General features: G+C 45.8%; 19 protein-coding genes and 1 rRNA gene. 8 read left to right on the top strand and 12 right to left on the bottom strand.

Annotated features, from left to right (window positions below):
- The 3 genes from BMY78_RS18910 to gyrA all read right to left on the bottom strand — a co-directional run.
- A 16S ribosomal RNA gene (locus tag BMY78_RS18910) occupies positions 1 to 202 on the bottom strand; the annotation flags it as partial.
- Between the two features lie 549 nt (positions 203 to 751).
- Positions 752 to 1,870, bottom strand: coding sequence for an HD-GYP domain-containing protein (locus BMY78_RS18915; RefSeq protein WP_090902632.1), 1,119 nt, complete (start codon positions 1,868 to 1,870; stop codon positions 752 to 754).
- A 217-nt stretch (positions 1,871 to 2,087) separates the two neighbouring features.
- Positions 2,088 to 4,643 (bottom strand): DNA gyrase subunit A, encoded by a 2,556-nt coding sequence (gene gyrA, locus BMY78_RS18920; protein ID WP_090902634.1) that lies wholly within the window; start codon positions 4,641 to 4,643, stop codon positions 2,088 to 2,090.
- Positions 4,644 to 5,069: 426 nt separating this feature from the next.
- On the opposite strand from gyrA, the gene BMY78_RS18925 reads away from it, so the two are divergent.
- Positions 5,070 to 5,996, top strand: coding sequence for a YheC/YheD family protein (locus BMY78_RS18925; RefSeq protein WP_090902637.1), 927 nt, complete (start codon positions 5,070 to 5,072; stop codon positions 5,994 to 5,996).
- Positions 5,997 to 6,084: 88 nt separating this feature from the next.
- On the opposite strand, the gene gyrB is transcribed toward BMY78_RS18925, so the two are convergent.
- The 9 genes from gyrB to BMY78_RS18970 all read right to left on the bottom strand — a co-directional run bounded on the left by gyrB (position 6,085) and on the right by BMY78_RS18970 (position 17,215).
- Entirely contained in the window at positions 6,085 to 7,995 is a 1,911-nt protein-coding gene (gyrB, locus tag BMY78_RS18930) for a DNA topoisomerase (ATP-hydrolyzing) subunit B (protein ID WP_090902640.1), read from the bottom strand.
- A gap of 146 nt (positions 7,996 to 8,141) precedes the next feature.
- Positions 8,142 to 8,390, bottom strand: a complete 249-nt coding sequence (gene remB / locus BMY78_RS18935; protein ID WP_017691405.1) for an extracellular matrix regulator RemB — start codon at positions 8,388 to 8,390, stop codon at positions 8,142 to 8,144.
- 13 nt (positions 8,391 to 8,403) lie between these two features.
- Positions 8,404 to 9,516: a DNA replication/repair protein RecF gene (recF, locus tag BMY78_RS18940; protein ID WP_090902643.1), complete on the bottom strand. Its 1,113-nt coding sequence runs from the start codon at positions 9,514 to 9,516 to the stop codon at positions 8,404 to 8,406.
- A 57-nt stretch (positions 9,517 to 9,573) separates the two neighbouring features.
- A complete protein-coding gene (gene yaaA, locus BMY78_RS18945; RefSeq protein ID WP_024629511.1) occupies positions 9,574 to 9,789 on the bottom strand; it encodes a S4 domain-containing protein YaaA in 216 nt (71 codons plus the stop codon).
- A 16-nt stretch (positions 9,790 to 9,805) separates the two neighbouring features.
- The gene (gene dnaN, locus BMY78_RS18950; protein WP_090902645.1) at positions 9,806 to 10,948 is read right to left on the bottom strand and encodes a DNA polymerase III subunit beta; all 1,143 of its coding nucleotides are present in this window, start codon (positions 10,946 to 10,948) and stop codon (positions 9,806 to 9,808) included.
- A gap of 221 nt (positions 10,949 to 11,169) precedes the next feature.
- Positions 11,170 to 12,516 carry a chromosomal replication initiator protein DnaA gene (dnaA, locus tag BMY78_RS18955; RefSeq protein WP_024629513.1) on the bottom strand — a complete coding sequence of 449 codons (1,347 nt, stop codon included), beginning with the start codon at positions 12,514 to 12,516 and terminating at the stop codon, positions 11,170 to 11,172.
- 771 nt (positions 12,517 to 13,287) lie between these two features.
- Positions 13,288 to 14,835: a gluconokinase gene (gntK, locus tag BMY78_RS18960; protein ID WP_090902646.1), complete on the bottom strand. Its 1,548-nt coding sequence runs from the start codon at positions 14,833 to 14,835 to the stop codon at positions 13,288 to 13,290.
- A gap of 87 nt (positions 14,836 to 14,922) precedes the next feature.
- A complete protein-coding gene (locus BMY78_RS18965; RefSeq protein ID WP_090902648.1) occupies positions 14,923 to 16,284 on the bottom strand; it encodes a GntP family permease in 1,362 nt (453 codons plus the stop codon).
- A 256-nt stretch (positions 16,285 to 16,540) separates the two neighbouring features.
- Positions 16,541 to 17,215, bottom strand: coding sequence for a GntR family transcriptional regulator (locus BMY78_RS18970; RefSeq protein ID WP_090902650.1), 675 nt, complete (start codon positions 17,213 to 17,215; stop codon positions 16,541 to 16,543).
- Between the two features lie 781 nt (positions 17,216 to 17,996).
- Between BMY78_RS18970 and rpmH the strand changes: the two genes are divergently transcribed.
- From rpmH to rsmG, 7 genes are all read left to right on the top strand, one after another.
- Complete coding sequence (gene rpmH, locus BMY78_RS18975; protein ID WP_024629517.1) at positions 17,997 to 18,131, top strand: 50S ribosomal protein L34; 135 nt, start codon at positions 17,997 to 17,999, stop codon at positions 18,129 to 18,131.
- Positions 18,132 to 18,406: 275 nt separating this feature from the next.
- Complete coding sequence (rnpA, locus tag BMY78_RS18980; protein WP_090902652.1) at positions 18,407 to 18,757, top strand: ribonuclease P protein component; 351 nt, start codon at positions 18,407 to 18,409, stop codon at positions 18,755 to 18,757.
- Between the two features lie 74 nt (positions 18,758 to 18,831).
- The gene (locus BMY78_RS18985) at positions 18,832 to 19,716 is read left to right on the top strand and encodes a YidC/Oxa1 family membrane protein insertase (protein ID WP_090902654.1); all 885 of its coding nucleotides are present in this window, start codon (positions 18,832 to 18,834) and stop codon (positions 19,714 to 19,716) included.
- Positions 19,713 to 20,414: an RNA-binding cell elongation regulator Jag/EloR gene (gene jag, locus BMY78_RS18990; RefSeq protein ID WP_090902655.1), complete on the top strand. Its 702-nt coding sequence runs from the start codon at positions 19,713 to 19,715 to the stop codon at positions 20,412 to 20,414. Before BMY78_RS18985 ends, jag begins: the two co-directional genes overlap by 4 nt.
- 190 nt (positions 20,415 to 20,604) lie before the next feature.
- Positions 20,605 to 21,981 (top strand): tRNA uridine-5-carboxymethylaminomethyl(34) synthesis GTPase MnmE, encoded by a 1,377-nt coding sequence (gene mnmE, locus BMY78_RS18995; RefSeq protein WP_090902657.1) that lies wholly within the window; start codon positions 20,605 to 20,607, stop codon positions 21,979 to 21,981.
- A 221-nt stretch (positions 21,982 to 22,202) separates the two neighbouring features.
- Positions 22,203 to 24,092, top strand: a complete 1,890-nt coding sequence (gene mnmG, locus BMY78_RS19000) for a tRNA uridine-5-carboxymethylaminomethyl(34) synthesis enzyme MnmG (RefSeq protein ID WP_090902659.1) — start codon at positions 22,203 to 22,205, stop codon at positions 24,090 to 24,092.
- On the top strand, positions 24,092 to 24,814 hold the full coding sequence (gene rsmG, locus BMY78_RS19005) for a 16S rRNA (guanine(527)-N(7))-methyltransferase RsmG (protein WP_076287179.1): 723 nt from the start codon (positions 24,092 to 24,094) through the stop codon (positions 24,812 to 24,814). Before mnmG ends, rsmG begins: the two co-directional genes overlap by 1 nt.
- The last annotated feature ends 203 nt before the right edge of the window (positions 24,815 to 25,017 follow it).

A 25,017-nucleotide genomic window follows, 5' to 3' on the forward strand; every position in this document is an offset into this window, starting at 1 on the left:
CTTCAGGAGAAGAAAACAACTATTCGGTATTAGCTACCGTTTCCGGTAGTTGTCCCAAGCTTGAGGGCAGGTTGCCTACGTGTTACTCACCCGTCCGCCGCTAACCATCCGAGAAGCAAGCTTCTCATCAAGTCCGCTCGACTTGCATGTATTAGGCATGCCGCCAGCGTTCGTCCTGAGCCAGGATCAAACTCTCCAATAAAGTATTGAAAAGAGCGATAAGCTCATTTTGAAACTGACGAGATTAAAAATCTCATTTTATGCTCCAGTCGATCCAAGCCAAGGCTTGTCTCAAACTTTCGCGTTCACTCTGCAAGCAGAATGTTTACTCACTCGTTGTTCAGTTTTCAAAGATCAAACTTGTTTCATTGCCGTGTGTTGTTCACCTCAGCAACTTTTATATCTTATCACATCCGAACCAACTTTGCAAGCTTTTTTTAAAGTTTCTTTCGAAGCTTATTTCATTTGCTTGCCGCACCGTGTTTCTCGTGTTTTCTTGGCCGGAATTAGAATATACCATGTACAGATTTAGAATGCAAGCATTAATTTGAATAAAGTTATTTCTGTCTACTACTCCCTCTAATATGTCTCCCATATTCGGCTGATCATCTATACATTACACTGTCTAAGGCTTCTCTAAAGAATATCTCTCCACCTATACTTACTATTCTCATACTCTACATTAAGTTCAATAAAAAGAGCCTCTCCATATTGGAAAGGCTCTATTCTTATATATGAACTGAAGATTCAGCTAGCCAATGACTTCCTGGATATGTAGCTGCCTTTGCTGCATCAGATTGATGATTGTTCCTTCTACCGATACCATCGGCCGTGTAGGATGATCCCGATCTGAGAATACGATCTCACCAATTTGATTATTGCTGAGCTTCACTCGAATACCATTATGGATCTGTGTGGAACGCTGAACGAATACATTCACGATCGCAGGATCCAATTTGCCAAAAGCCTCACTCTGAATTTGTTCAAGTACCAGGTACGGTGACTGTGCCTTACGATAGATCTTTTCCAGAGTCATAGCGTGGAAGATATCAGCGATAGCTACAATTTTGGCATAGATATGAATCTGCGTGCCGCTGAGCTGCAGCGGGTAACCCGACCCATCCACTTTTTCATGATGCTGCAATGCTGCAAGTCTAGCTCCCTCATTGATGGCCTTCGCCTGTTTCAGTACCTGGTAGCCATATTTCGTATGCTGTCGGATCTCAGCCTGCTCTGACGCAGTTAAAGTAGAGGGTTTATGGAGAATCTGTGGATCTACTTTGTTATTACCAATATCATGGAACAATCCTGCAAAAGCTACCTGCATCCAGTCTTTGGACGGAAGATCAATCCACTGGGCCAACTGATAAGACGTAATGGCACTCAAGACGGCATGATGATACACATAATCATGTTCCTGCATCACTCGTGGACTGAAGGTAAGCACATTATACTGTTTAAGATGAACAAACAAAGCTTCCAACTGTGTACGCAACTCATATACAGGTAATTCAGCCGCCAAGGAGGATAGGAAAGCATTTTTGGTCAGTCCCACCATCTTTTCATACTCTTCATGCAGAGACGGTACTGCGGGTGCTGAGACTGCGCTGCTGCCTTTCCCTGCCCGTTCTCCGTTCTTCTCATTAGCTGCATGGACTGAAGAGGCCGATGAAGCCTTAGAACCCGAACTGCTTGTCCCTGCTCTCTCTTGCTCGATGTCCACTTGATGAATCATAAAGGCTCTGAGTACTTCCACATCCTTAGGCAAAATGACTTTGCCCTTCTGAAACAGCACATTACCACGAAGCGTTTGCACGTCATTTCCCAGTTTCAGTCCTGGTTTGACTTCAGACAGGGTAATTAATCCCATGTTTATTCCCCTCACTCATCGTTCTTCTATAATGATATCAAGACCATAGTCCCGGTTTTTCACGTTAATTCCCATTATATTACTCAAAAATCAGGCTGTACATCCCAGATTTCGAGGAGAATGGTCCTGGAGCCGTGAAAATAACAAAGGGCCCCCATATGGGAGCCCTCCAATTTCATTGAAATCATGAAATGATTTTCGTTATAGAAAATTAATTCTATACTTCCGAACCTGAATCATCGCCCTCAACTTCAGCATCGGAAACCGCACCCTCATCAAGAGTTGACTCTAGACCTTCAGAATCAGCAGCTTCTGCACCTTCAAGCAATTCTTCGTCTTCTGGTTCTTCCTCATTCTTGTCAATTCGGCTGACGGTAGCTACGGCATCTTCATCCCGAATATGAATCAGCTTCACGCCTTGCGTGTATCGACCCATGGTGGATATGCCTTCCATGCTCATCCGAATTAACGTACCGCTGGAAGTGATAATCATCAGATCTTCTTCTGTCTTAACCATTTTCAGGCTGACTACCGCACCGTTCTTATCTGTGACGTTAATGGTTTTAATCCCTTTACCGCCACGAGTTTGCATCCGATAATCGCTGACAGGCGTACGTTTACCGTATCCTTTGGCTGTAACAATCAGAACATCCAGTTCCTGATCAACTACGTCCATACCGATTACGACATCCTGCTCATCCAGTGTGATCCCTTTAACCCCGGTTGCACTCCGTCCCATGGAACGGACATTTCCTTCCGAGAAACGGATGGACATCCCGTGAGCTGTACCCATAATGATCTCTTGCTGTCCATCTGTCAGCTTAACATCAATAAGAGCATCATCATCACGTAGGGAAATCCCGATCAGACCGCCTTTGCGAATATTCGTGTAATCCTCAAGTGGTGTCTTCTTCACAACCCCTTGACGGGTAGCAAAGAACAGATACTTGTCACTTTCGAATTCCTGAACGGGAATCACGGCATTGACCGATTCACCCTGCTCGATCTGAATCAGGTTGATAATCGGCGTTCCTCGTGCTGTACGTCCAAGTTCTGGAATCTCATAAGCTTTGAGACGGTACACTTTACCTTTGTCAGTAAAGAACATGAGGTAATTGTGAGAGTTGGTCACAAACAGATGCTCAACAAAGTCGGTATCTTTGGTGTCCATTCCCACAACCCCACGTCCGCCACGCTTTTGACTGCGGTATGTGGATACCGGCAGACGTTTCACATAGCCTGTATGGGTAATGGTGATGATAACCTCTTCGCGCGGAATCAGATCCTCGTCCAGAATGCTCTCTTCACCTACAGTGATTTCGGTACGACGATCATCGCTGAAGCGATCACGGATTTCTTGCAGCTCCGTGCTGATAATTTCGAGCACCAGATGCTCGTTGGCCAAAATTTCACGATATTCATTAATTTTGACCATCAGTTCGTTATACTCATTTTCGATGCGCTCGCGTTCCAGACCTGTGAGGCGTTGCAGACGCATATCGAGAATAGCTTGAGCCTGATCATGACTGAGCGAGAAACGCTCGATCAGACCTTCTCTGGCTGCATCTGTATTGCTGGATGAACGAATCAACGCAATGATTTCGTCGATATGATCCAGCGCGATACGCAAGCCTTCCAGAATGTGTGCGCGTGCTTCGGCTTTTTTCAGCTCGAACTGTGTACGTCTGCGTATAACCTCAATCTGATGCTGCAAGTAGTGATACAACACTTCGCGCAGATTCAGAATCTTAGGTTCTTTATTTACAATCGCGAGCATGTTAATCCCGAATGTGGATTGCATCGCTGTATGCTTGTACAGGTTGTTCAGCACTACACCGGGGTTCACGTCTCTGCGAAGCTCAATCACAATCCGCATACCGTTACGGTCAGATTCATCACGGAGATCCGTAATACCATCAATCTTTTTATCACGTACCAACTCAGCAATTTTCTCAACGAGTCTTGCCTTGTTCACCTGATAAGGAAGTTCCGTAACGATAATCCGTGCTTTGTTATTGTTTTCTTCGATGTTGGTTTTGGCCCGCATCGTTACTGAACCACGTCCGGTTTGATACGCCTGGCGAATTCCGGAGCGTCCCAAAATATAACCGGAAGTTGGGAAGTCTGGCCCGTGAATATAATCCATCAATTCCATCGAAGTGATGTCTGGATTTTTGATCATAGCCTGTACGCCGTCAATGACCTCTCCCAGGTTATGGGGAGGAATGTTGGTCGCCATACCTACCGCAATCCCGCCGACACCATTGACAAGCAAGTTAGGGAAACGAGCTGGCAGAACGATAGGTTCACTTTCTTCACCGTCATAGTTCGGCTGGAAGTCAATCGTATCCTTGTTGATGTCTCTGAGCATTTCCATAGCAATCTTGGACAACCGGGCTTCCGTATAACGCATGGCTGCTGCCATATCGCCATCCACCGATCCAAAGTTGCCATGTCCATCTACGTGCATGTAGCGCAGGGAGAAGTCCTGTGCCATCCGTACCATCGTTTCGTATACGGCAGAGTCACCGTGTGGGTGATACTTACCGATAACTTCGCCGACGATTCTGGCTGATTTTTTATGTGGTTTATCGGGTGTCATGCCTAGCTCGGACATTGCGTACAGAATACGCCGGTGAACCGGCTTCAATCCGTCACGCACGTCAGGTAAGGCACGGCTCACAATAATGCTCATCGCATAATCCATAAACGATTCACGCATCTCGACGCCAATATCCCGATCTTTAATCTGCGAGTTCATTTCTTCCGCCATGCTGGACCTCCTTCTTGTCCTTCAACAAACATTCCATTCAGTCTTTCAAAAATTAATTGTATGTGAAAAGCCTAACAAGGCTAAAACCGCACAAGGACGCTACTCTTTATTATATTACTTTCACAAAAGGTAAACAATTAAACGTCCGCTGGGCAATAGCCTTTCTTCCGGGAACTTCAGAGAGTCTGGGGGTTCGCCCTGCCTTCCTCCCCATTTGCACATACAATGCTAGAAAAAGCGGCAAATGTACTGTGTATATTCAGGCTTAGACCGTTCCCGTTCTACGATCAAACTACATCTGTGCAACAAAACCGCACAAAACGCCATATTTCTCTATTATACCACTGAAATCATCTCTTGTCCTTTGATTTCTCTGCGTCTGCCACTCTTGTAAACCCCATTAAAACACGAAAGGACTGATGGCTCTTGGGCATCCAGCGTGTCTCCAGCAAATGGACCAAGACAGCTGTGTTACAACGCAGCCGTAATGTGAATGAATATATACCAGTAACACGACAATATAATCGCCAGACCCTGGAACGGATGACTGAATTATTCGAGTCAAACTATATCAAACCGGATCGGGGAACTTACGGCAATGGCGTCATGCGGGTAAAAACCATCCGCATAAAACCACACCCGATTACCGATGCAAACACATCGGAAAACGCTGTTGATCCGCTCCCCCCATCTGAAGCTGAAGTCGGTGCCGAGATCTCTGTTGAAGTCCCTCTGACAACGTATGAACTTCGATATGGGACGGAGGAAAAACATTTTCATTCCCTCGATGAGCTGGATCTGGCGCTCACTGAACGTATCCAGAATCGCGAATACATCATTCAGCAAGGTATTCCGCTGATGAAACATGATGGATTACCTTTCGACCTGCGGGTACTGACCCAGAAGAATCTACAACGCAACTGGGAAACGACAGGTATCCTGGGAAGAATTGCTGCACCGGGCAAGATCATTACCAACATTCATGGCGGCGGACGATTGGCCACCTTTAATGAGTTGGTACGCCCTCATTTTGATCAGGATCGGTTCCAGCAACTACGCAGTGAGCTATATCGTTTAGGCATTCATACGGCGGTACAGTTACAGAGGTCATTTCCAAGACTCAAAGAGATTGGTATCGATATCGCACTGGATGAAGATGGACGGCCATGGATTATTGAAGTCAACACATTGCCAGGTATCTATGCTTTTGGCCTATTGCCTGATAAGGAAACGTACCGAAAGATTAAGCGTTATGCGAGAGCGTATGGCAGATTACCCTCCAAAAAAGGGAAAACATCTCGTACCTCCCTCAAAGCCCAGGCCTCCTCTGCCAAAAGCCGCACACACCGATAACAGGCACACCAGAGTCCAATCTAAAATCTCTATGCTATAACCCCATAATGTAAAAGAGGCGCCCTCGCAGGCGCCTCTTCGAATATCGTTAGATGTCGAGGTTTTTCACGTATTTTGCATTTTCCTGAATAAAGTCACGACGAGGTTCAACATTATCTCCCATCAGGGTGTCGAACATGGCATCGGCCAGCATCGCATCGTTAATCGATACTTGAAGCATGGTCCGGCTCTCAGGGTCCATCGTCGTTTCCCACAATTGTCCGGCATTCATCTCACCCAGACCTTTATAACGCTGGACATTGAACTTCGCATTTTCGCCGAGCGTTGCAATAATTTCATCGCGTTCCTTCTCGGAGCCCGCATAACGAATTACTTTATTGCGCTCAATCTTGAACAATGGCGGTTGGGCAATGTATACATAACCGGCCTCAATGATTTTGCGCATATAGCGATAGAGGAATGTCAGAAGCAATGTCCGAATATGGGCGCCATCGACGTCGGCATCCGTCATCAGAATGATTTTGTGATAACGAGCTTTGGCAATATCGAAGTCATCACCAATACCCGTACCCATTGCAGTAATGATTGCTCTGATCTCCGCATTACCCAAAATCCGGTCAAGACGTGCTTTTTCCACGTTCAGGATCTTACCACGCAGTGGCAAAATCGCTTGGAAATGACGATCTCGTCCTTGCTTCGCTGATCCACCGGCGGAGTCACCTTCGACGATGTACAATTCGCTGATTGAAGCATCCTTGGATGAACAGTCGGCCAATTTACCTGGCAAAGAGCTGACTTCGAGTGCACCTTTACGACGTGTCAGTTCACGAGCTTTACGAGCTGCTTCACGTGCACGGGCTGCTTGAAGACCTTTTTCCAAAATGCGACGGGATACGGAAGGATTCTCTTCCAGGAATTCCTGCAGCTTCTCAGCAAACAGGGATTCGACAATTCCTCGCACTTCACTGTTACCCAGCTTGGTCTTGGTCTGTCCCTCAAATTGCGGATCAGGGATCTTGACCGAGATGATCGCTGTCAGACCTTCACGTACATCATCCCCGGACAGGTTGCCTGTGCTGTCTTTGATTACGCCCGCTTTACGTGCATAATCATTTATAATCCGGGTAAGGGCACTCTTGAAGCCGGATTCGTGCGTTCCGCCCTCATGTGTGTTGATGTTGTTGGCAAAAGAATAAATATTCTCGGTGTAGCTGTCATTGTATTGCAACGCAACTTCCACCTGAATGTTGTCTCTTGATCCCTCCACATAAATCGGGTTTTCGTGCAACGCTTCGCGCTTCTGGTTCAGGAAGGAGACATACTCGATAATACCGCCCTCATACAGGAAAGAGTTGGTTACACCTGTACGTTCATCGGTTAAGGTCATGCCAATTCCCTTGTTCAGGAACGCGAGCTCACGAATACGAGTCAGCAAAGTTTCATAGTCATAAACAGTTGTTTCCGTGAAAATCTCCGGATCCGGATGGAACGTAACCGTTGTTCCCGTTTCCTCCGTGGTACCGATCGTTTTCAGATCATACTGGGGAGCACCGCGACGGTATTCCTGTTGATACACATGGCCGTCAACCTTAACTGTAACAACAACTTTCGCTGATAGAGCATTGACAACAGATACACCTACCCCATGTAGACCACCGGATACTTTGTACCCGCCACCGCCAAATTTACCGCCCGCATGCAGAACAGTCATTACAACCTCAAGCGCAGGACGTTTCATTTTGGCATGTTCGCCGACAGGGATCCCCCGCCCGTTATCGACTACAGTGACGCTGTTATCTTCATGAATAGTAACTTCGATATGATCACAATAACCTGCGAGTGCTTCGTCAATACTGTTGTCCACTACTTCCCAAACGAGATGATGCAGACCTTTGGCACTGGTGGAACCAATATACATCCCCGGTCGTTTACGTACGGCTTCCAGCCCTTCAAGTACCTGAATTTCATCTGCACCATATGACGGTTGATTCATAGACATGCCTTTCACCTACTTCTATAGATTCAATATCGTAAATATGCGTTAACTAAGAATGCATGCTGAAATGAACATATGCCCTTAATTCCAGTAAGCAATCTAAATAAAGACAAGCAGCAAAAGGTACAATAACTCGTACCGCCGATAGGCTAGAGATCAGGAAAAATGTGAGCTCGCTTCTTGAGCGTAGCTGAGGAAATAGGCGAGTAGTACACAATGTTTTTAGTCACTACAATGGACTTGGCTTCCTCTTCACCAATATGCTCCACTGTTTTTTCCTGCTCGGCATGCGTGACATACTGCTTGGAGATTTTTGAGGATTTTTCAATCGATATATCAAAAATAGCAACCAATTCGGAAGAACGGATAATCTTCTCACCGCCCAGATGAATGTACATAAGCCCTCACTCCTTAGCGTTCAACCTGTCCGGCATGAACGTGATAAATACTGGCATCTTTGAGTTTGTCAACGTTCAGACTCTCGATGCCGGTAGCCGTAATAAAGGTCTGCACCTTGCTCTGGAACGTTTCGATCAGCTGCGTCTGACGAAACGGATCCAGTTCAGACAGTACATCGTCCAGCAGCAGGACCGGATATTCTCCGATTTCTTCATGAATCAGTTCAATTTCCGCAAGTTTAAGGGACAACGCCGTTGTGCGCTGCTGCCCCTGCGAGCCATACGTTTGTACTTCCCGATCGTTAATGAAAAAGGACAGGTCATCCCGATGCGGCCCACTAAGGGTTGTGCCTCGGCGAATCTCCTGCTCTTTCATTTGTGATAATTTTATCATAAATTGGTCCATTAAGACAGCTTCATCTTCCTCAGCGGCTTCACTGAAGGAAGGAAGGTAGGCCAGGCGCAGGACTTCTCCACCTCCGGTGATGCCCTGATGAATCGTTTCAGCCCACTTTTGCAGTTTCTTTATGAATTGTTTCCTTTTTTTGACGATTTTAACACCATGCTCCACCAGTTGCTCATTCCATACCTCAAGCATGGTCTGGGCTGAAGCGTTCTGCCCCCATAATTGCTTGAGCAGATTGTTACGCTGGACGAGCACTTTTTGATATTGCTGCAGATGATACAGGTAGCCTGGAGCCACCTGACCAATCTCCATGTCAAGAAACCGGCGGCGTATCCCCGGTGTGCCTTTGACAATCTCAAGATCTTCCGGTGCAAACATCACCACATTAAGCGCTCCGACAAAATCACTCAGCTTGCGCTGTTCCAGTCCGTTAATCTTTGCTTTTTTGCCTTGTTGCGACAAAGAAAGCTCGAGCTTGACCGATCCGTACTTTTTGTCGACCTCTGCTGCAAGCCTGGCACGTTCTTCACCGAAACGGATCAGTTCCTTGTCGCGGGATGTACGGTGGCTCTTGGTGAGTGCAAGCACAAAAATGGCTTCTGCGAGGTTGGTCTTGCCTTGGGCATTTTGCCCAATCAAAAGATTTACAGGACCAAAAGAATCCAGTCTCAGATGTTCATAATTGCGGAATTGCTGCAGATCTATGCTGTTTACAAACACGCGGTAACCTCCCTTTTATCCCGTCCGTCAGGAGGCAGCAGGATCTAACTGGTCTTCTTATTGTGCGACAACTTCGAACGAACCTTCTCCGTCCACCTCAACGATATCCCCAGGGTATAACTTGCGTCCCCGGCGTTCCTCAGGTTCTTTATTCACACGTACAAGTCCGTCCTGAAGCAGTGCTTTGGCCATACCTCCGGTTGGGATGCAATCGGCCAGTTTCAAAAATTGATCAAGCTTAATATATTCCGTACGAATCGCTACTTGGTTCACTATGATCTTCCTCTCGTTAGTTGGTCGTCCGGTAAGGCAATATGACGTACAAGCTGTGACTGTCGTCCAGCGGTTTCAGGATGATCGGGCTCATGACACCAGTAAAAGCGATCATCAGCTGCTCACTCTCCACCACTTTTAGCACATCCAGCATATATTTGGAGTTGAACGAGATTTTCAGCGGTTCGCCGTTAAATTCGGCAGGTTCGATCTCTTCTCTTACTTTTCCCAGCTCGGAAGAGCTTGAAGAAATTTCGATTGATCCGGATTCCATCGTTTGCATCCGCACAATGTTTGTTTTTTCTTCACGCGACAGCAAATAAGCCCGGTCGATAGATTCGCTTAATTTTTTTGTATCCAAAACGAGTTCTGTTTTGTACGAAGTCGGAATAATTCTAGAAGTATCCGGATAAGTTCCGTCCAAAATGCGCGAATAGAACAGAACACGGTCGATTTTGAACAGGACTTGATTATCAGCGACAACGATATCCACAAGTGTATTTTGATCCGGCACAATTTTGCTGAGTTCGTTCAGCGTTTTACCCGAGATCACGACATTGTTGAATCGCACACCTTCTGCATTATCCAGCATTGCTGAACGAGTAGCAAGACGGTGACGGTCAGTTGCCACAAATTTCAGTTCATTGTCACCCAAACTCCAGAGTACACCTGTCAGAATCGGCGTAGTTTCATGTGTGGAAATGGAGAATACGGTTTGTTTGATCATATTTTTGAGCAAATCTCCTGGAATGGAGACGGTTTGGTTTTCTTCGATGCTTGGCAATACTGGGAATTCTTCCGGATCAAGACCAACCAGTTGGATTTCGGTAGCTCCTGCGGAGATAAAGGTGTTGAAGTTTTCTTTTACCTCCATGTGCACTTCTTGGGAAGGCAGCTTTTTGATGATCTCCACGAAAAACTTGGCTGGCAAAACTACACTGCCGGGTTGATCTACCTGAACAACACTTTTATCACCATCTTCAAGCGGGATGAAGGATTGAATTGAAATATCGGTGTCGCTTGCTGTCAACGTCACACCTTGATGATTAACATCGAATTTGATACCGCTCAGAATTGGAATCGTCGTACGGCTCGAGATCGCTTTGGATACTTGCTGTATGGAATCGTTTAAATAGTTTTTCATTATGCTGATTTTCATGGTTTCACTCCTAGCTGATTTTTTGGGTGTTTGGGTGTTGAAAGGTGTTTTTTCAAAGGCCGAAGGCTAAGCTTCGAAATCGCTTATTTGGAGATGATATCTTTTAGATCTTTATAGTAATAATAGTAATAGGGGCACTGAATATGTGGATAAGTGGGTATAAACCCATAAGCCCAAGCCTATCCACATGTGTATACGTTGTGCACAGGCTTGGGACTTATTCAGGTTGGATTCTTAATTTTTTCGGTTAAGTTGTTAATAACTTTATAGAGATCCTGATCGACTTTAATCGCCTGGGAGATCTTTTCGTGCGCATGGATGACGGTGGTATGATCTCGCCCTCCAAATGCTTCACCGATTTTGGGCAGAGAAAAGTCTGTAAGTTCACGAGAGAGATACATAGCAATCTGTCTTGGGAACGCAACGGCCTTGGTCCGTTTCCGTGCTTTGAAATCTTCAAGCTTAAGGCTGTAATACTCGCCGACCTTTTGTTGGATGTCGTGAATAGTGATCATTTTTGGACGACTGGAAGGAATAATATCCTTCAGTGCTTCAGCTGCTAGATGAGTGGTTACATCTTGATTAGTCAGCGAAGAATAGGCAACAACCCGAATCAGTGCCCCTTCCAGTTCACGAATATTGGTATCAATCTGGTTGGCGATGTACATCATCGCCTCATTCGGAATATCCAGGTTTTCCGCACGAGCTTTTTTACGCAAAATAGCAATCCGTGTCTCCAGATCTGGAGGCTGGATATCCGTAATTAACCCCCATTCAAAACGGGAACGAAGCCGTTCTTCCAGGGTCGGAATTTCCTTCGGCGGTCTGTCGCTGGAGATGATGATCTGTTTCCGTTCCTCATGCAGCGCATTAAACGTATGGAAAAATTCCTCTTGCGTCGATTCTTTTCCAGCCAAAAACTGAATATCATCAATGAGCAGAATGTCGACACTACGGTATTTGTTACGGAAGCTCTCCCCGCGGTTATCACGGATCGAGTTAATGAATTCGTTCGTGAATTTCTCAGATGACAAATAAACAACTTTGCTGCCCGGATCATGCTCCAGAACGTAATGTCCAATCGCATGCATCAAGTGAGTTTTGCCGAGACCTACCCCTCCATAGAGAAACAGAGGATTGTATGCTTTGGCGGGCGCTTCAGCGACCGCCAGCGATGCGGCGTGGGCAAAACGGTTGCCCGGCCCAATGACAAATGTATCGAATGTATATTTCGGATTCAGCATGCTGAGTACCGCTTCTTCCTGAACAACTGTAGGCGTTGGCGCTGGCAGTTGAGGGTCCGGTTCAGCAGGCTTGTTCTCCTCGATGACAAATTTCACATCGACCTGTTTGCCAAGCAGCTCATATACCGTCGATCCGACCAGTTTGGTGTAACGGCTCTCCAGCCATTCGACGGCAAACGTGGTTGGTGCGGATATGACGATCGAACGATCATTCAGCTTGGTCGCTTTGGTTGCTTTGAACCAAGTGTCAAAGCTGGGTTTGCTGAGCTTGTTTTGTATGATTGATAAAATTTGCTGCCATAAATCAGAAGTATGGCTGTCCACAGACTGTCACTCCTTTTACATGTTCCAAGTGTGGCTTAAGCCATGATGCAGTGTCGAAATACGAGATATATTGTTGAATTTATCCCCAAACCCCCGCAGGTCGAAAACAAAAAAAGAATGAACAACGGAAAATTGTTCACAACTTTATCCACAGGCTGTTGATAATATTATGGGTCAGATCACATATTCACATCCAAAAGTAATACAATCATAGCAAAAGAAGCCCGGCATTTCAATGTATCACGTGATTTTATCCACAAATTCAATAACTTGTGTATAATTTTTAATCACAACACAATATATTGTTTATAAATTGTTTAACTTTCGACAAGAAGACCCAAAAACCTAAATTATTTTATACACAGGTTATTCGTCAAATGATGCTGAATTGTGTGTAAAAGTATTCTCTGTTTGTGAATAACCTCTCTGTGGATAACCGTAAACTGAAAATTACCGTTTTGGGGATTTACAGGAGAGTGACTCTTCATGCCCGTTTTCCTTTTTCGAAGAGAGGCATTGAGGAAATGACAAAATCAAAGGTAGAGGAGATCAAGGAGAGGGCTGTTGAACGGAAGCAGTGTTTACTGATTTATATGAGATGAATGTCGCATTTATTCCTAAAAGAGGTAGGATGGATATGGCGTACAAATAGAAGAGATGGAATGTGACTCCATTGCAGCAAATTGGTTTATGCCAAAAAGAGGTTGTTCTTGAAGACCGGAATGGTGGTCAAAGAGAACAACCTCTTTTTGGTGGTTATATAGTGATGATTTACTCGATATGTCCAGAAAATTTACGCTGGAATTCCGCGATATCTGCATATTCTTCTTCCAATTTTCGCGAAATGCGAATGAAGATGGGAAGCAGCTCCTGGTAGATTGATGCATGTTCTTTGATAGGGGTATGCTTGTGCGTTGTACCAACCATCGATGAAACGGCATGAAGCGACTTAATTCGCCCTGTAGCATAAAGACCGAGCACGACGGCCCCCAGACAGGAACTTTCGAAGCTCTCGGGCACAATGACTTCCTGGTTGAATATATCGGACATCATCTGACGCCAGAGTGGGGAACGAGCGAAACCACCCGTTGCCTGAATGGAGGTAGGTTGTCCGATCTGTTCTTCCATGGCCAGCAGTACCGTATAAAGGTTGAAAATAACCCCTTCCAAAACGGAACGAATCATATGCTCTTTCTGGTGGTGAAGGGTCAAACCAAAGAAGGAACCCCGGGCGTCCGGATTCCATAAAGGGGCGCGTTCCCCTGAAAGGTACGGATGGAATAGAAGTCCTTCCGAACCGGGGCTGACGCGTTCCGCAATCTTAGTGAGTACATCATAGGAATTGATGCCGAGCCGTTTGGCTGTTTCGACTTCCGAGGCAGCGAATTCGTCCCGTACCCAGCGGAACAGCATGCCACCGTTATTCACAGGTCCGCCGATAACCCAAAGATTCTCGGTGAGGGCGTAACAGAACGTTCTACCTTTTGGATCGGTAACCGGACGGTCAACGACGGTGCGAATCGCGCCGCTGGTGCCGATCGTAGCTGCAACAACGCCAGGTTCAATGGCGTTTACGCCCAGATTGGACAATACCCCGTCACTTGCACCGATGACGAAGGGAGTAGAGGGGGAGAGAGCCATTTTTTCAGCCCATGTGCGATCCATTCCCTCTATAATATGTGTGGTCGGGACGAGCTGCGATAGATGGTCAGCTGTAATGCCTGCAACCTCAAGGGCTTCAGCATCCCAATCCAGTCGTTCCAGATTGAGCAGGCCAGTACAGGAGGCGATGGAGTGATCTACGACATATTGACCGAACAGACGGAAGAACAAATACTCTTTAATAGAGATAAATTTGGCCGTGCGTTGAAAAAGTTCAGGTTCGTCATGGCGGAGCCACATTAATTTGGTCAGTGGCGACATGGGGTGAATCGGTGTACCTGTTCGCAAATAGATACGATGGCCTTGTCCGTTCTCTTGCAGTTTGGCAGCCCAGGCAGCACTCCGGTTGTCAGCCCAAGTGATGCAGCGGGTGAGGGGCATACCATCTTGTCCCATCGCAATGACACTGTGCATGGCAGAGCTGCAGGATACGAACATAATTTGTTCCGCAGCTACGCCGCTTTGATCCATCACGCCGCGTACGGAGCGAAGGGCAGCTTGCACAATTTGTTCCGGATCCTGCTCAGCGACATCCGGAGCTGGGGTGTATAAAGGATATTCCTGAGTCGACGTGCTTATAACTTCACCCTGTTCCGTAAAGAGTACGGATTTGGTACTGGTTGTACCGATATCCATCCCAATCATATAGTTGTTCATTTTGCATAAACCTTCTTTCTATAAAACCCGTAAAATTAAAACTCTAATGGTGTGAATTTATTTTCTTCTTCTATATAGGTATTCAATTTATACGACTGTACTCAGCAGCAAAATAAAGATCAGTCCAACAACAGATAATAGTGTTTCCATAACGGTCCACGTCTTCAGCGTCTGCGAGACACTCATATTGAAGAATTCTTTGATCATCCAGAAGCCTGCGTCGTTCACATGAGATAGTACAAGTGAACCTGCACCAGTAGCGAGTACGACAAGTTCAATATTGGCACCAGGCGTTAGTGCAAGGACCGGAGCTACAATACCAGCTGCTGTCGTCATGGCCACAGTTGCTGAACCGGTAGCAACCCGAATGAGTGCGGCTACAAGCCAGGCGAACAGGATCACATTAATATTGGCATGTGTGGCGACCTCAGCAATGGCATTACCTACACCACTATTGATCAACACCTGTTTGAATGCACCGCCACCGCCAATGATGAGAATGATGGTCGCCGTAGGCGCCAGACATTCACTGGTGAAGCGGGAGATGTCATGTTTGTTGAACCCACGTGAGAAACCGAGCGAAAAGAGGGCGAACACAACGGAGATCAGCAGGGCTATAATTTCATGGCCAATAAATTCACAGAAAACGGTAAATCCGCTTGTAGCGTCTGGGTCTACGATATTGGCGATGGAGCCAATAAGCATCAAAATGACCGGCAGCAAGATGGTAAACAGGGTTATGCCGAAACCGGGCAAGTTGTTACTTTTTTTCGTTGCGAATTGTTCAGCCAGCTCTGCAGGCGGTTCGGTATGTATTCTTTTACCGATAAATTTACCAAACAGAGGTCCAGCGATAATAGCAGTCGGGATACCTACAATAAGGGAGTACAAGATCGTTTTACCCAAATCGGCGCTGAACGCTTCGATGGCAATCATGGGAGCCGGGTGAGGTGGAACGAGACCATGTACAGTAGAGAGACCTGCCAAAATCGGAATACCGATCTGCAGCAGCGACATATTGGTTTTACGTGCAACGGTGAAAATGATCGGAATCAGCAAAATAACGCCGACTTCAAAAAATACAGGGATACCGACGATAAAACCAACAATCATCATCGCCCAGTGCACACGCTTCACACCGAAACGATCCACCAGTGTGGTAGCAATACGCTCGGCTCCGCCGGATTCAGCCATCATTTTACCTAGCATGGTGCCCAAACCAATAACAATGGCGATCGTTCCAAGTGTGCCACCAAGTCCTCCCGTAATGGAGGAAATGACATCCGCGGGTTTCATGCCTGTAAGTAAACCAAGCATTAATGCAGATATTAAAAGGGTAATGAAAGGATTCCATTTATATTTGGAGATCAACACGATCAGGAAGACAATCGCAATTAATGTCCAGACTAATAATGTTGCATTGTGGGATAACCCAAAAAGAGTGCTCATGAGGTATGCTCCTTTTTTATGATATATAACGCTTACAACCGATCCATGATCAGGCGAAGGGAAGTATCCTTACGATTCATCTAGCCGGGGAGGTTAAATTTGTTTAAGTCCCCTTTAATATGCCCCAAAAAATTGAAACAAATCGCACTTTGTATACTTGTCGACAAGTTAGGGGGCAATCATTCACAACGGATATGATTGCGGACCCCCTGCACAGCTATGCCATGAAGTGGATATAATTTTCATCAGCATGGCATTAGGAATCAAAGCTTTCGTGCAGCGTCTTGCCTGAATCCTGAAAATACGTGCGGACTCCAGCTTGGATGCGTGTCTTATCACCTGATTCAAGCGCCTCAATCAGCAAACGATGTTTACCAATTACAGCGCTTACTTTCTGCTCGCCCTGAATAAAGACCCTGCGGGTGGTGAGCAGCATGACCGTCATGACAACATAACGAATGCTTTTCCATAGATGTAAAATTCGCGAATGCTGGGCGGCTTCGATAATAGTCTCGTGAAAAGTGAGATCCTGATATGCGAATTCAACCGCATCTTGATGGCGTCCAGCCAAGTCCATTTTGTCGATCACATTGCTTAACTGGGTAATCAATTGTTCTGGGACATCCCCCGCAAGCCGCTGCTGCACAAAACTTTCAATCAGGAAACGCACATCGTACAATTCCTCGACATCTTTAATTTTTAATCCAATGACAACGACACCCATACGCTCCAGCCGAATGAGCCCTTCATTCGACAAAGTTCTTAACGCTTCACGTACAGGTGATCGACTGCTGTCAAAATCAGCGGCAATCCGATTTTCTGACAAAACTTCGCCAGGACGAAGGGCTCCGCTAATGATCCGCAGTCTTAATTCGCAGGCGATGGCTTCCCCACGGGAAGCTCCCTGAAGCCAGGATGAAGGAAACAGCATAATGGCTACGCTCCTATTATAAGTAATCAGTTCAATACTGATCATAGCACAACTATTTTGCCGATTGATCATTTTAAACTAATCCTTATAACGAGAAGGAATGGCATTATGCTCTTATGCATGTGCTGAAATTAGGAGCGTCATACGGTTTCAATAGATTTTCAAAGAGCTAGAGGAAGTATTGTCTTCCTTTAAATGAGTTAGGATCTATGCTGCACTTTCCATAAGTATACTTGTATACAAGATGTGTTTTTTTTATCCTACACCTTTCTCGAAAACTTGTAAACCATAAGAATAAAGCGGATACATTAAATTTAAAGTATGTCATTTCAAAAGCTAAAACATATGGTTCATCTAATGGATAGATGCCCCACTAAAGTTCTTCAGAAACGTAGGAATATTAACCGAAAGCAGAGGCAATGAAACCGTATATCAACGTTAAATATTCTTTATCCACATGTGAATAACTTGAAGTGGTATTAAAAGATAGAATTAAGGGGTTCGAGGGGTGTGGATAACCGTAAAAGCTGATTTTTGGTGTATGAATCGGGACTTGGGGATAACTTCTGGAACTTCTAAATGGTGCTTTAGAAAGGTTGTTAACAGGGGTAAGCATCCATGGCCGTTCAGGCAGGGTGGAATAGGCATTAAAAGGAGAAAGGAGGCAGGAGGCTCGCAGTTGACTTTTCCAGGTGTTCATGGTTAAATGTATAAAGGTGTTTTCTGTGAAGATGAAAGTGATTCATCACATAAGTATTTCCTTGTGAGGAGGTGCAATACATTGAGACCTACATTCAAACCGAACGTTAGCAAACGTAAAAAAGTTCATGGTTTCCGGAAAAGAATGAGCACGAGCAACGGACGTAAAGTTCTGGCTGCACGTCGCCTTAAAGGCCGTAAAGTCCTGAGTGCTTAATGCATGTGAAGACCACCGAGGTGGTCTTTTTTTTCTTAAAATAGGTCTTTTCAGACTGGATGCTGGTATAGGTCAGGTCTGAATCGGCTGGGCAAAAGCATAATTGCACCTATATGTTCAACGAATGAGAATGAGATGTCCGTTTTTTCGAAAACGTTCCTTATATAATGAAGTTGCCGCCAAGACGGTTTATCGTTATTCAAGAAAGCCTATACTAAATCAGTAATGAGGCATTCGTCAAATAATGTTGGTGGAAAACAGCAAGGAGAAGCGCCGTGTATAAAAGACTGCGTTTACGAAACCGGGCGGACTTTAGCCGTGTATACCGGTATGGGAAATCGTTTGCCAATCATCAGTTTGTGGTGTATGGCTGTCGTCGTAAAGATACAGAACAATTCCGAGTGGGTGTGTCCTGCAGCAAGAAAATCGGAAACGCTGTCGTACGCAACCGGATGAGACGCATGATTAAGGAAATTGTACGTCATCATGAGAAAGAGATTGTCACGCAGATGGATCTGATCTTTATCGTCAGAAAAGGTGCATTGGACATGTCCTATAAGGATATGGAAAAAAGCCTGCTGCATGCGTTGCGCAAGGGCTCTCTTTTGAAGTCGGGCAAGCGGTAAGCTTCGGTTTATTTGTCCTCCTAATTATGGTATGATTTACGGTGGAATGGAATGGTTAAGAGAGGGGTTATGAAGTGTCGCGATTGAAGACATCAAAGGGGAAGTGGATTCTCCTCATTGCAGTCATTGCAATGGTCACTGTACTCGCCGGATGTACTCCACAAGGAGCCGGGGTTACTACGGAAGATCTGAAGAATAGTGATTCTTTTTGGCAAGCCAATGTTATTTATTGGTTCTCACTGGCGCTAGACACATTTGCCAACTGGTTTAACGGTGAATATGGACTGGCCGTCCTTGTGATGGTGTTAATTGTACGGACGTTAATCTTGCCGCTGACAATGAAGCAGGTTCGCAGCTCGAAGGCGATGCAAGCTATTCAGCCGCAGTTGAAAGAAATTCAAGCCAAGTATAAAGATACACCTGAGAAAGTACAGCAAGAAACCATGAAGTTGTTTCAGGAGAACAAAGTTAATCCGATGGCGGGTTGTCTACCACTTCTGATTCAGATGCCGATTTACATCGCACTTTATAACTCCATTTACGGAAACTCGAGTCTGAGAACACATGATTTCTTGTGGCTTCAACTCGGAGCGCCGGATCACCTGTTTATTTTGCCAGTGCTTGCTGCCATCACTACATTCGTTCAAACATGGATGATGATGCGCATGAACCCTGCACAGCAGGTTGGACCGATGCAATTCATGCTGTGGGTGTACCCGATATTGATCTTCGTTATGTCGTATCAGTTCCCGGCTGCATTGCCACTGTACTGGTTCTACAGTAACATCTACACGATCGTGCAAAACTATTTCCTTTACCGGAATAATGATAAAGTCGTGGCTGAGGTCAACGTGAAGCAGACCAGCTCTTCCAAAAATGGAAATGGAGCTAAACGCAAAAACGGTGGCAAGGCAACTGTCTCTGGAAAAGGTTCGAAAGGGGCCAAAAAATCGAAATGACCAAAGTCATTGCGTCAGGAAAAACCGTTGAAGATGCTGTAAACCAAGGATTGGCTGAGCTTGGCGTGAGCCGGGACAAGGTCGAGATACAAGTGTTAGAGCAGCCGTCAAAAGGATTCCTGGGTTTGATCGGGGTTAAGGCCGCTAAAGTGGAAGTGAAACTTCTGCCTGTGCCTGAACCTGTTTCACAGCCGATCAAGCCGGCCGCACATATACCTCAGGTTGAAGCAACCCTTGAGGGTGTGGCTGCTAAAAATCCCTATGAGGAAGCGGCTGCTTTCTTAAAAGAAGTGGCAGCAGGTATGGGACTGGATGTTGAGGTGCATATCAAAAAACAGCGGGATGGACATATCTTCAATATTGCCGGTGAAGACCTGGGCATGATTATTGGCAGACGTGGACAGACGCTGGATGCCCTTCAATATTTAACGAACATTGTAGCAAATCGTTATTCGGAAAGTTTCGTTCGCATCGTACTCGATGCAGAGAATTTCCGTCAACGTCGACGCAAGACGCTGGAGGATCTGGCTGAACGTTTGGCTGGACAGGCTATTCGCACCGGCAAAGAAGTTGTGCTGGAGCCAATGCCGCCACTCGAACGCAAAGTCATTCATGCGAAATTGCAAAATCACTCGCAGATTAAGACATACAGCAAGGGCGAGGAGCCTAATCGGCGCGTGGTCATTACGACGAAATAACACGAAATTGAAGACGCAATGGCTTCCTGCCCGGTGCAGAAGCCATTGCTTTTTTCGTACAGAAGTACTTTTCCAAAACTATAGAGCGACTTCAATAAGCCATTGTGTAACTAAACAACTGAACTATATATAGAAATTAATATAGCGTCCCGAGGGGCGCAATTTTAAAATAGAGCAAGGAGAGATAACGATGATTAGTGATACGATTACAGCGATATCAACAGCGGTCGGAGAAGCGGGTATCGCTGTAATCCGGGTGAGCGGCCCGGATGCGGTGTCGGAGACGGAGAAAATTTTTCGCAGCAAAACCCCACTAACACAGGCAGCATCTCACACGGTTCATTACGGTCATATTATAGATCCGGGGACTGGCGAGAAGATCGAGGAAGTATTGGTTACGGTGATGCGGGCGCCACGTTCCTTCACAACAGAAGATGTTGTGGAGATCAGTGCGCATGGCGGAGTGGTTTCGGTTAAGCGTGTAATGGATCTGTTGTTGCAGCTCGATATTCGTCTCGCTGAACCCGGCGAGTTCACAAAGCGTGCCTTTCTCAATGGACGGATTGATCTGTCCCAGGCGGAAGGGGTCATGGATCTCATTCGTTCCAAATCCGATCGGGCGTTCTCCGTTGCACTCAAGCAAGTGGAGGGCAAATTATCGTCCAAGCTGCGCGAGCTAAGATACACACTGGTGGAGACGCTTGCTCACATCGAAGTCAATATCGATTATCCTGAGCATGATGTAGAGTCACTAACCTCTGAATTTATTAAAGAAAAATCCAGTCAGGTGATGACTGAAATTGATAAATTGCTGGTAACCGCAGAACAAGGCAAGATACTTCGTGAAGGCATCACAACCGCTATCGTAGGCCGGCCAAACGTAGGGAAGTCTTCATTGCTCAATACGTTGGCCCAGGACAACCGCGCAATTGTAACGGACATTCCAGGTACAACGCGTGACGTCATTGAGGAATTTGTTACGATTAACAATATGCCGCTCAAATTGCTCGATACGGCAGGTATCCGGGAAACGATGGATGTCGTGGAAAGAATCGGGGTGGAGCGTTCGCGCTCTGCTGTCAATGAGGCTGATCTATTATTGATGGTTATCAATGCTGCCGAGCCACTGCATGAGGACGAGATTGAATTATTGGAACAAATCCGCGGTAGACAATCCATAATTATTATGAATAAAATGGACTTAGCGCCGCAGGCGGACCGCGAAGTGCTGCTTCGTTACATCCCTGAGGAACGGCTTGTTCCGATGTCGGTGAAAGATGATTTTGGCGTGGACCGATTAGAAGATGCCATCTCGACGTTGTTCTTCAGTGGCAAGCTGGAGTCGGCCGACCTGACGTATGTCAGCAATGTGCGTCATATTGCTTTGCTCAAAAAAGCGAAGCAGTCACTTATTGATGCTTATGAAGCGGCAGAGCAGCTGATTCCTATTGATATGATCCAGATTGATGTTCGTCTGGCATGGGAGCAGCTGGGTGAGATTGTGGGCGATACAGCACATGATGCATTGATTGATCAAATTTTCTCTCAATTCTGCCTCGGAAAATAACACCTGACAAACATACCGGCTCTGAAAAGTAGTATGATAATAAAGTCCATCTGTGGGTGGTCAAAGAATCCGCGAATATGTCTGAAGTACTTATAGACTTGATGGCTTAATATAGATCGAAATGCTTTCCGTGTAGCGCGGAGAGTGTTTCATCATTTTTACAAAAAATTGATCGTTTGCATGAATTCAGGCGTGCGGCGGCAAAAAGGAGGTAAACTGGAATGGCTTTTGATGGCGGCAGTTATGATGTAATCGTCGTTGGGGCAGGACATGCTGGTGTGGAATCGGCACTGGCTGCAGCTCGTATGGGTTCGAAAACATTGATGATTACCATCAATCTGGATATGGTGGCCTTCATGCCTTGTAACCCATCTATTGGGGGACCGGCAAAAGGACATGTGGTACGTGAGATTGATGCACTTGGTGGAGAGATGGGACGGAACATCGATAAGACCTTTATTCAGATGCGAATGCTCAACACGGGTAAAGGACCTGCCGTGCATGCACTTCGTGCTCAGGCGGATAAATTCTCTTACCAGCATACGATGAAAGAAACGATGGAGAATGAACGCAACCTGACGATGCGTCAGGGCATGGTTGATCGCCTGATCGTTGAAGATGGACATTGTGTAGGTGTGGTTACTCAGACGGGTACAGAGTATCGGGCCAAAGCTGTTGTTTTGACAACAGGTACGTATCTGCGCGGTAAAGTAATTATGGGTGAGTTGATGTACGAGAGTGGTCCAAATAATCAGCAGCCTTCACTTAAGTTATCCGAACATCTGCGTGAGCTTGGTTTCGACTTGGTTCGTTTTAAAACAGGTACACCACCGCGTGTGCATAAGGATACGATTGATTTTAGCAAAACGGAAATTCAGCCAGGTGATGACGAGCCGAAGTTCTTTTCTTATGAAACGGAATCTTCCGATAATGAGCAGCTGCCCTGCTGGTTGACGTATACGTCTGTGGAGACACACCAGATTATTAATGATAATCTTCACCGTGCTCCAATGTTCTCAGGTGTTATTGAAGGTACCGGACCGCGTTATTGCCCATCGATCGAGGACAAAATTGTGCGTTTCAGCGACAAGCCGAAGCATCAGATTTTCCTGGAGCCAGAAGGCAAAAATACATCCGAATACTATGTACAAGGTCTGTCCACGAGTCTGCCAGAGGATGTTCAATTGGCGGTCCTTCGTTCAATTCCGGGTATGGAAAAAGTAGAAATGATGCGTAACGGCTACGCTATTGAATATGATGCGATGGTGCCTACACAGTTGTGGCCTTCATTGGAAACGAAACGTCTGCCAGGTCTGTTCACAGCAGGGCAGATTAATGGTACCTCCGGGTATGAAGAAGCGGCAGGACAAGGCGTAATGGCAGGCATCAATGCTGCACGTAAAGTACAGGGTAAAGAGCCTGTCGTACTTGATCGCTCCCAAGGGTACATTGGTGTACTGATTGATGATCTCGTAACCAAAGGTACGAATGAACCTTATCGTCTGCTGACTTCCCGTGCAGAATACCGTTTGTTGCTTCGTCATGATAATGCCGATATGCGTTTGACGGAAATTGGTCATGATATTGGATTGATTTCTGAAGAGCGTTACGCCAAATTCCTTGATAAAAAGGCAAAAGTAGAGCAGGAAGTCGCTCGTCTGAAGGCAGCAAAGGTTCGCCCTGTCGAAGTAAATTCGAAGCTGGAAGAGAACGGTTCTACACCGATTCAGGATGGCAGCACACTTCTGACATTGATGCGTCGCCCAGAAATTGGGTATGACTTTATTGAGCAGATCTCCCCATCCGAGGTGGCACTGACTGCAGATATGAAAGAGCAAGTGGAAATTCAAATTAAATATGCGGGTTATATTGAGAAACAATTGATCCACGTGGAACGTTTGCAAAAAATGGAGAAAAAGAAAATTCCGGATACGATTATATATGACGAAATTCATGGCCTTGCTATGGAAGCAAAGCAGAAGCTCGCTACGATTCGTCCAATCTCGATAGGACAGGCGTCCCGTATTGCCGGGGTTACACCTGCGGATATCTCCATTCTGCTGGTTTACCTGGAGCATTATAACCGTGTAACCGCAGCAAGGGGACAATAATGGACGATATTCAACAGCAGCTACAACGGCGCCTGAAGAAACATGGACTAGAGCTGGATGAACGCCAGTTGGAGCAATTCGAGTTGTATTTTCAGGAGCTGGTAGCTTGGAATGAGAAGATGAATCTAACCGGGATTACCGAACGTGAACAAGTATATACAAAGCATTTCTATGATTCGGTATCGCTGGCATTCTATACAGATATGTCGAAGGTAAACAAACTTGCAGACATTGGTTCAGGGGCTGGTTTCCCAGGACTACCGCTTAAAATTTGTTTTCCGCATATCAAGCTGACCATCATTGACTCGCTAAATAAACGTATCGGCTTTCTGCAGCATGTTGTGGATACGCTTGGCTTGACCGATGTGGAATTGATTCATGGACGTGCGGAGGAGCTTGGACGCAAAGAAGGATATCGTGACAGCTACGACCTCGTTACTGCGCGTGCAGTAGCTAAGCTAGCGGTGCTTAACGAATTCTGTCTGCCATTTGTTCGCAAAAGTGGATTATTCGCTGCCATGAAGGGCGGAGACCCGCGCGAAGAAATGAAGGAAGCTGAATTCAGCTTTAACCAGCTGAAAGGACGGGTAAAAGCAGTTCATCCGTTCCAGCTGCCTGTTGAAGAGTCGGCACGTCATATCATTTTGATTCAGAAGTTTGATAAGACACCTTTTAAATATCCACGTAAACCAGGAACACCACTAAAAACACCGTTGGTATAGTTCATGGTGTAACATCGTATATATTAAAAAGGTAAGAGGATCATTCTTCGTTTAATTTAATGAAGAACTTAGAATAAGAGGGAAGAGGATGTTTCACGTGAAACATCCTCTTTTTTGTTTTTTTATCTAGGCTTAGATAGCATCTACATTATTCCGATCACATAGAGCAGAGAAAAACGGAATCGATAATAATTATTTTGACG

This window comes from Paenibacillus sp. OK076 (assembly GCF_900110055.1).
Lineage (GTDB): Bacteria > Bacillota > Bacilli > Paenibacillales > Paenibacillaceae > Paenibacillus.

What these genes read in the sequence shown, in the direction of transcription:
- BMY78_RS18915 (WP_090902632.1), bottom strand. Translation starts at nt 1,870, where the DNA reads ATGGGATTAATTACCCTGTCTGAAGTCAAACCAGGACTGAAACTGGGA.
- gyrA (WP_090902634.1), bottom strand. Translation starts at nt 4,643, where the DNA reads ATGGCGGAAGAAATGAACTCGCAGATTAAAGATCGGGATATTGGCGTC.
- gyrB (WP_090902640.1), bottom strand. Translation starts at nt 7,995, where the DNA reads ATGTCTATGAATCAACCGTCATATGGTGCAGATGAAATTCAGGTACTT.
- remB (WP_017691405.1), bottom strand. Translation starts at nt 8,390, where the DNA reads ATGTACATTCATCTGGGCGGTGAGAAGATTATCCGTTCTTCCGAATTG.
- dnaN (WP_090902645.1), bottom strand. Translation starts at nt 10,948, where the DNA reads ATGAAAATCAGCATAATGAAAAACTATTTAAACGATTCCATACAGCAA.
- gntK (WP_090902646.1), bottom strand. Translation starts at nt 14,835, where the DNA reads ATGAACAACTATATGATTGGGATGGATATCGGTACAACCAGTACCAAA.
- BMY78_RS18965 (WP_090902648.1), bottom strand. Translation starts at nt 16,284, where the DNA reads ATGAGCACTCTTTTTGGGTTATCCCACAATGCAACATTATTAGTCTGG.
- BMY78_RS18970 (WP_090902650.1), bottom strand. Translation starts at nt 17,215, where the DNA reads ATGCTGTTTCCTTCATCCTGGCTTCAGGGAGCTTCCCGTGGGGAAGCC.
- jag (WP_090902655.1), top strand. Translation starts at nt 19,713, where the DNA reads ATGACCAAAGTCATTGCGTCAGGAAAAACCGTTGAAGATGCTGTAAAC.
- mnmE (WP_090902657.1), top strand. Translation starts at nt 20,605, where the DNA reads ATGATTAGTGATACGATTACAGCGATATCAACAGCGGTCGGAGAAGCG.
- mnmG (WP_090902659.1), top strand. Translation starts at nt 22,203, where the DNA reads ATGGCTTTTGATGGCGGCAGTTATGATGTAATCGTCGTTGGGGCAGGA.
- rsmG (WP_076287179.1), top strand. Translation starts at nt 24,092, where the DNA reads ATGGACGATATTCAACAGCAGCTACAACGGCGCCTGAAGAAACATGGA.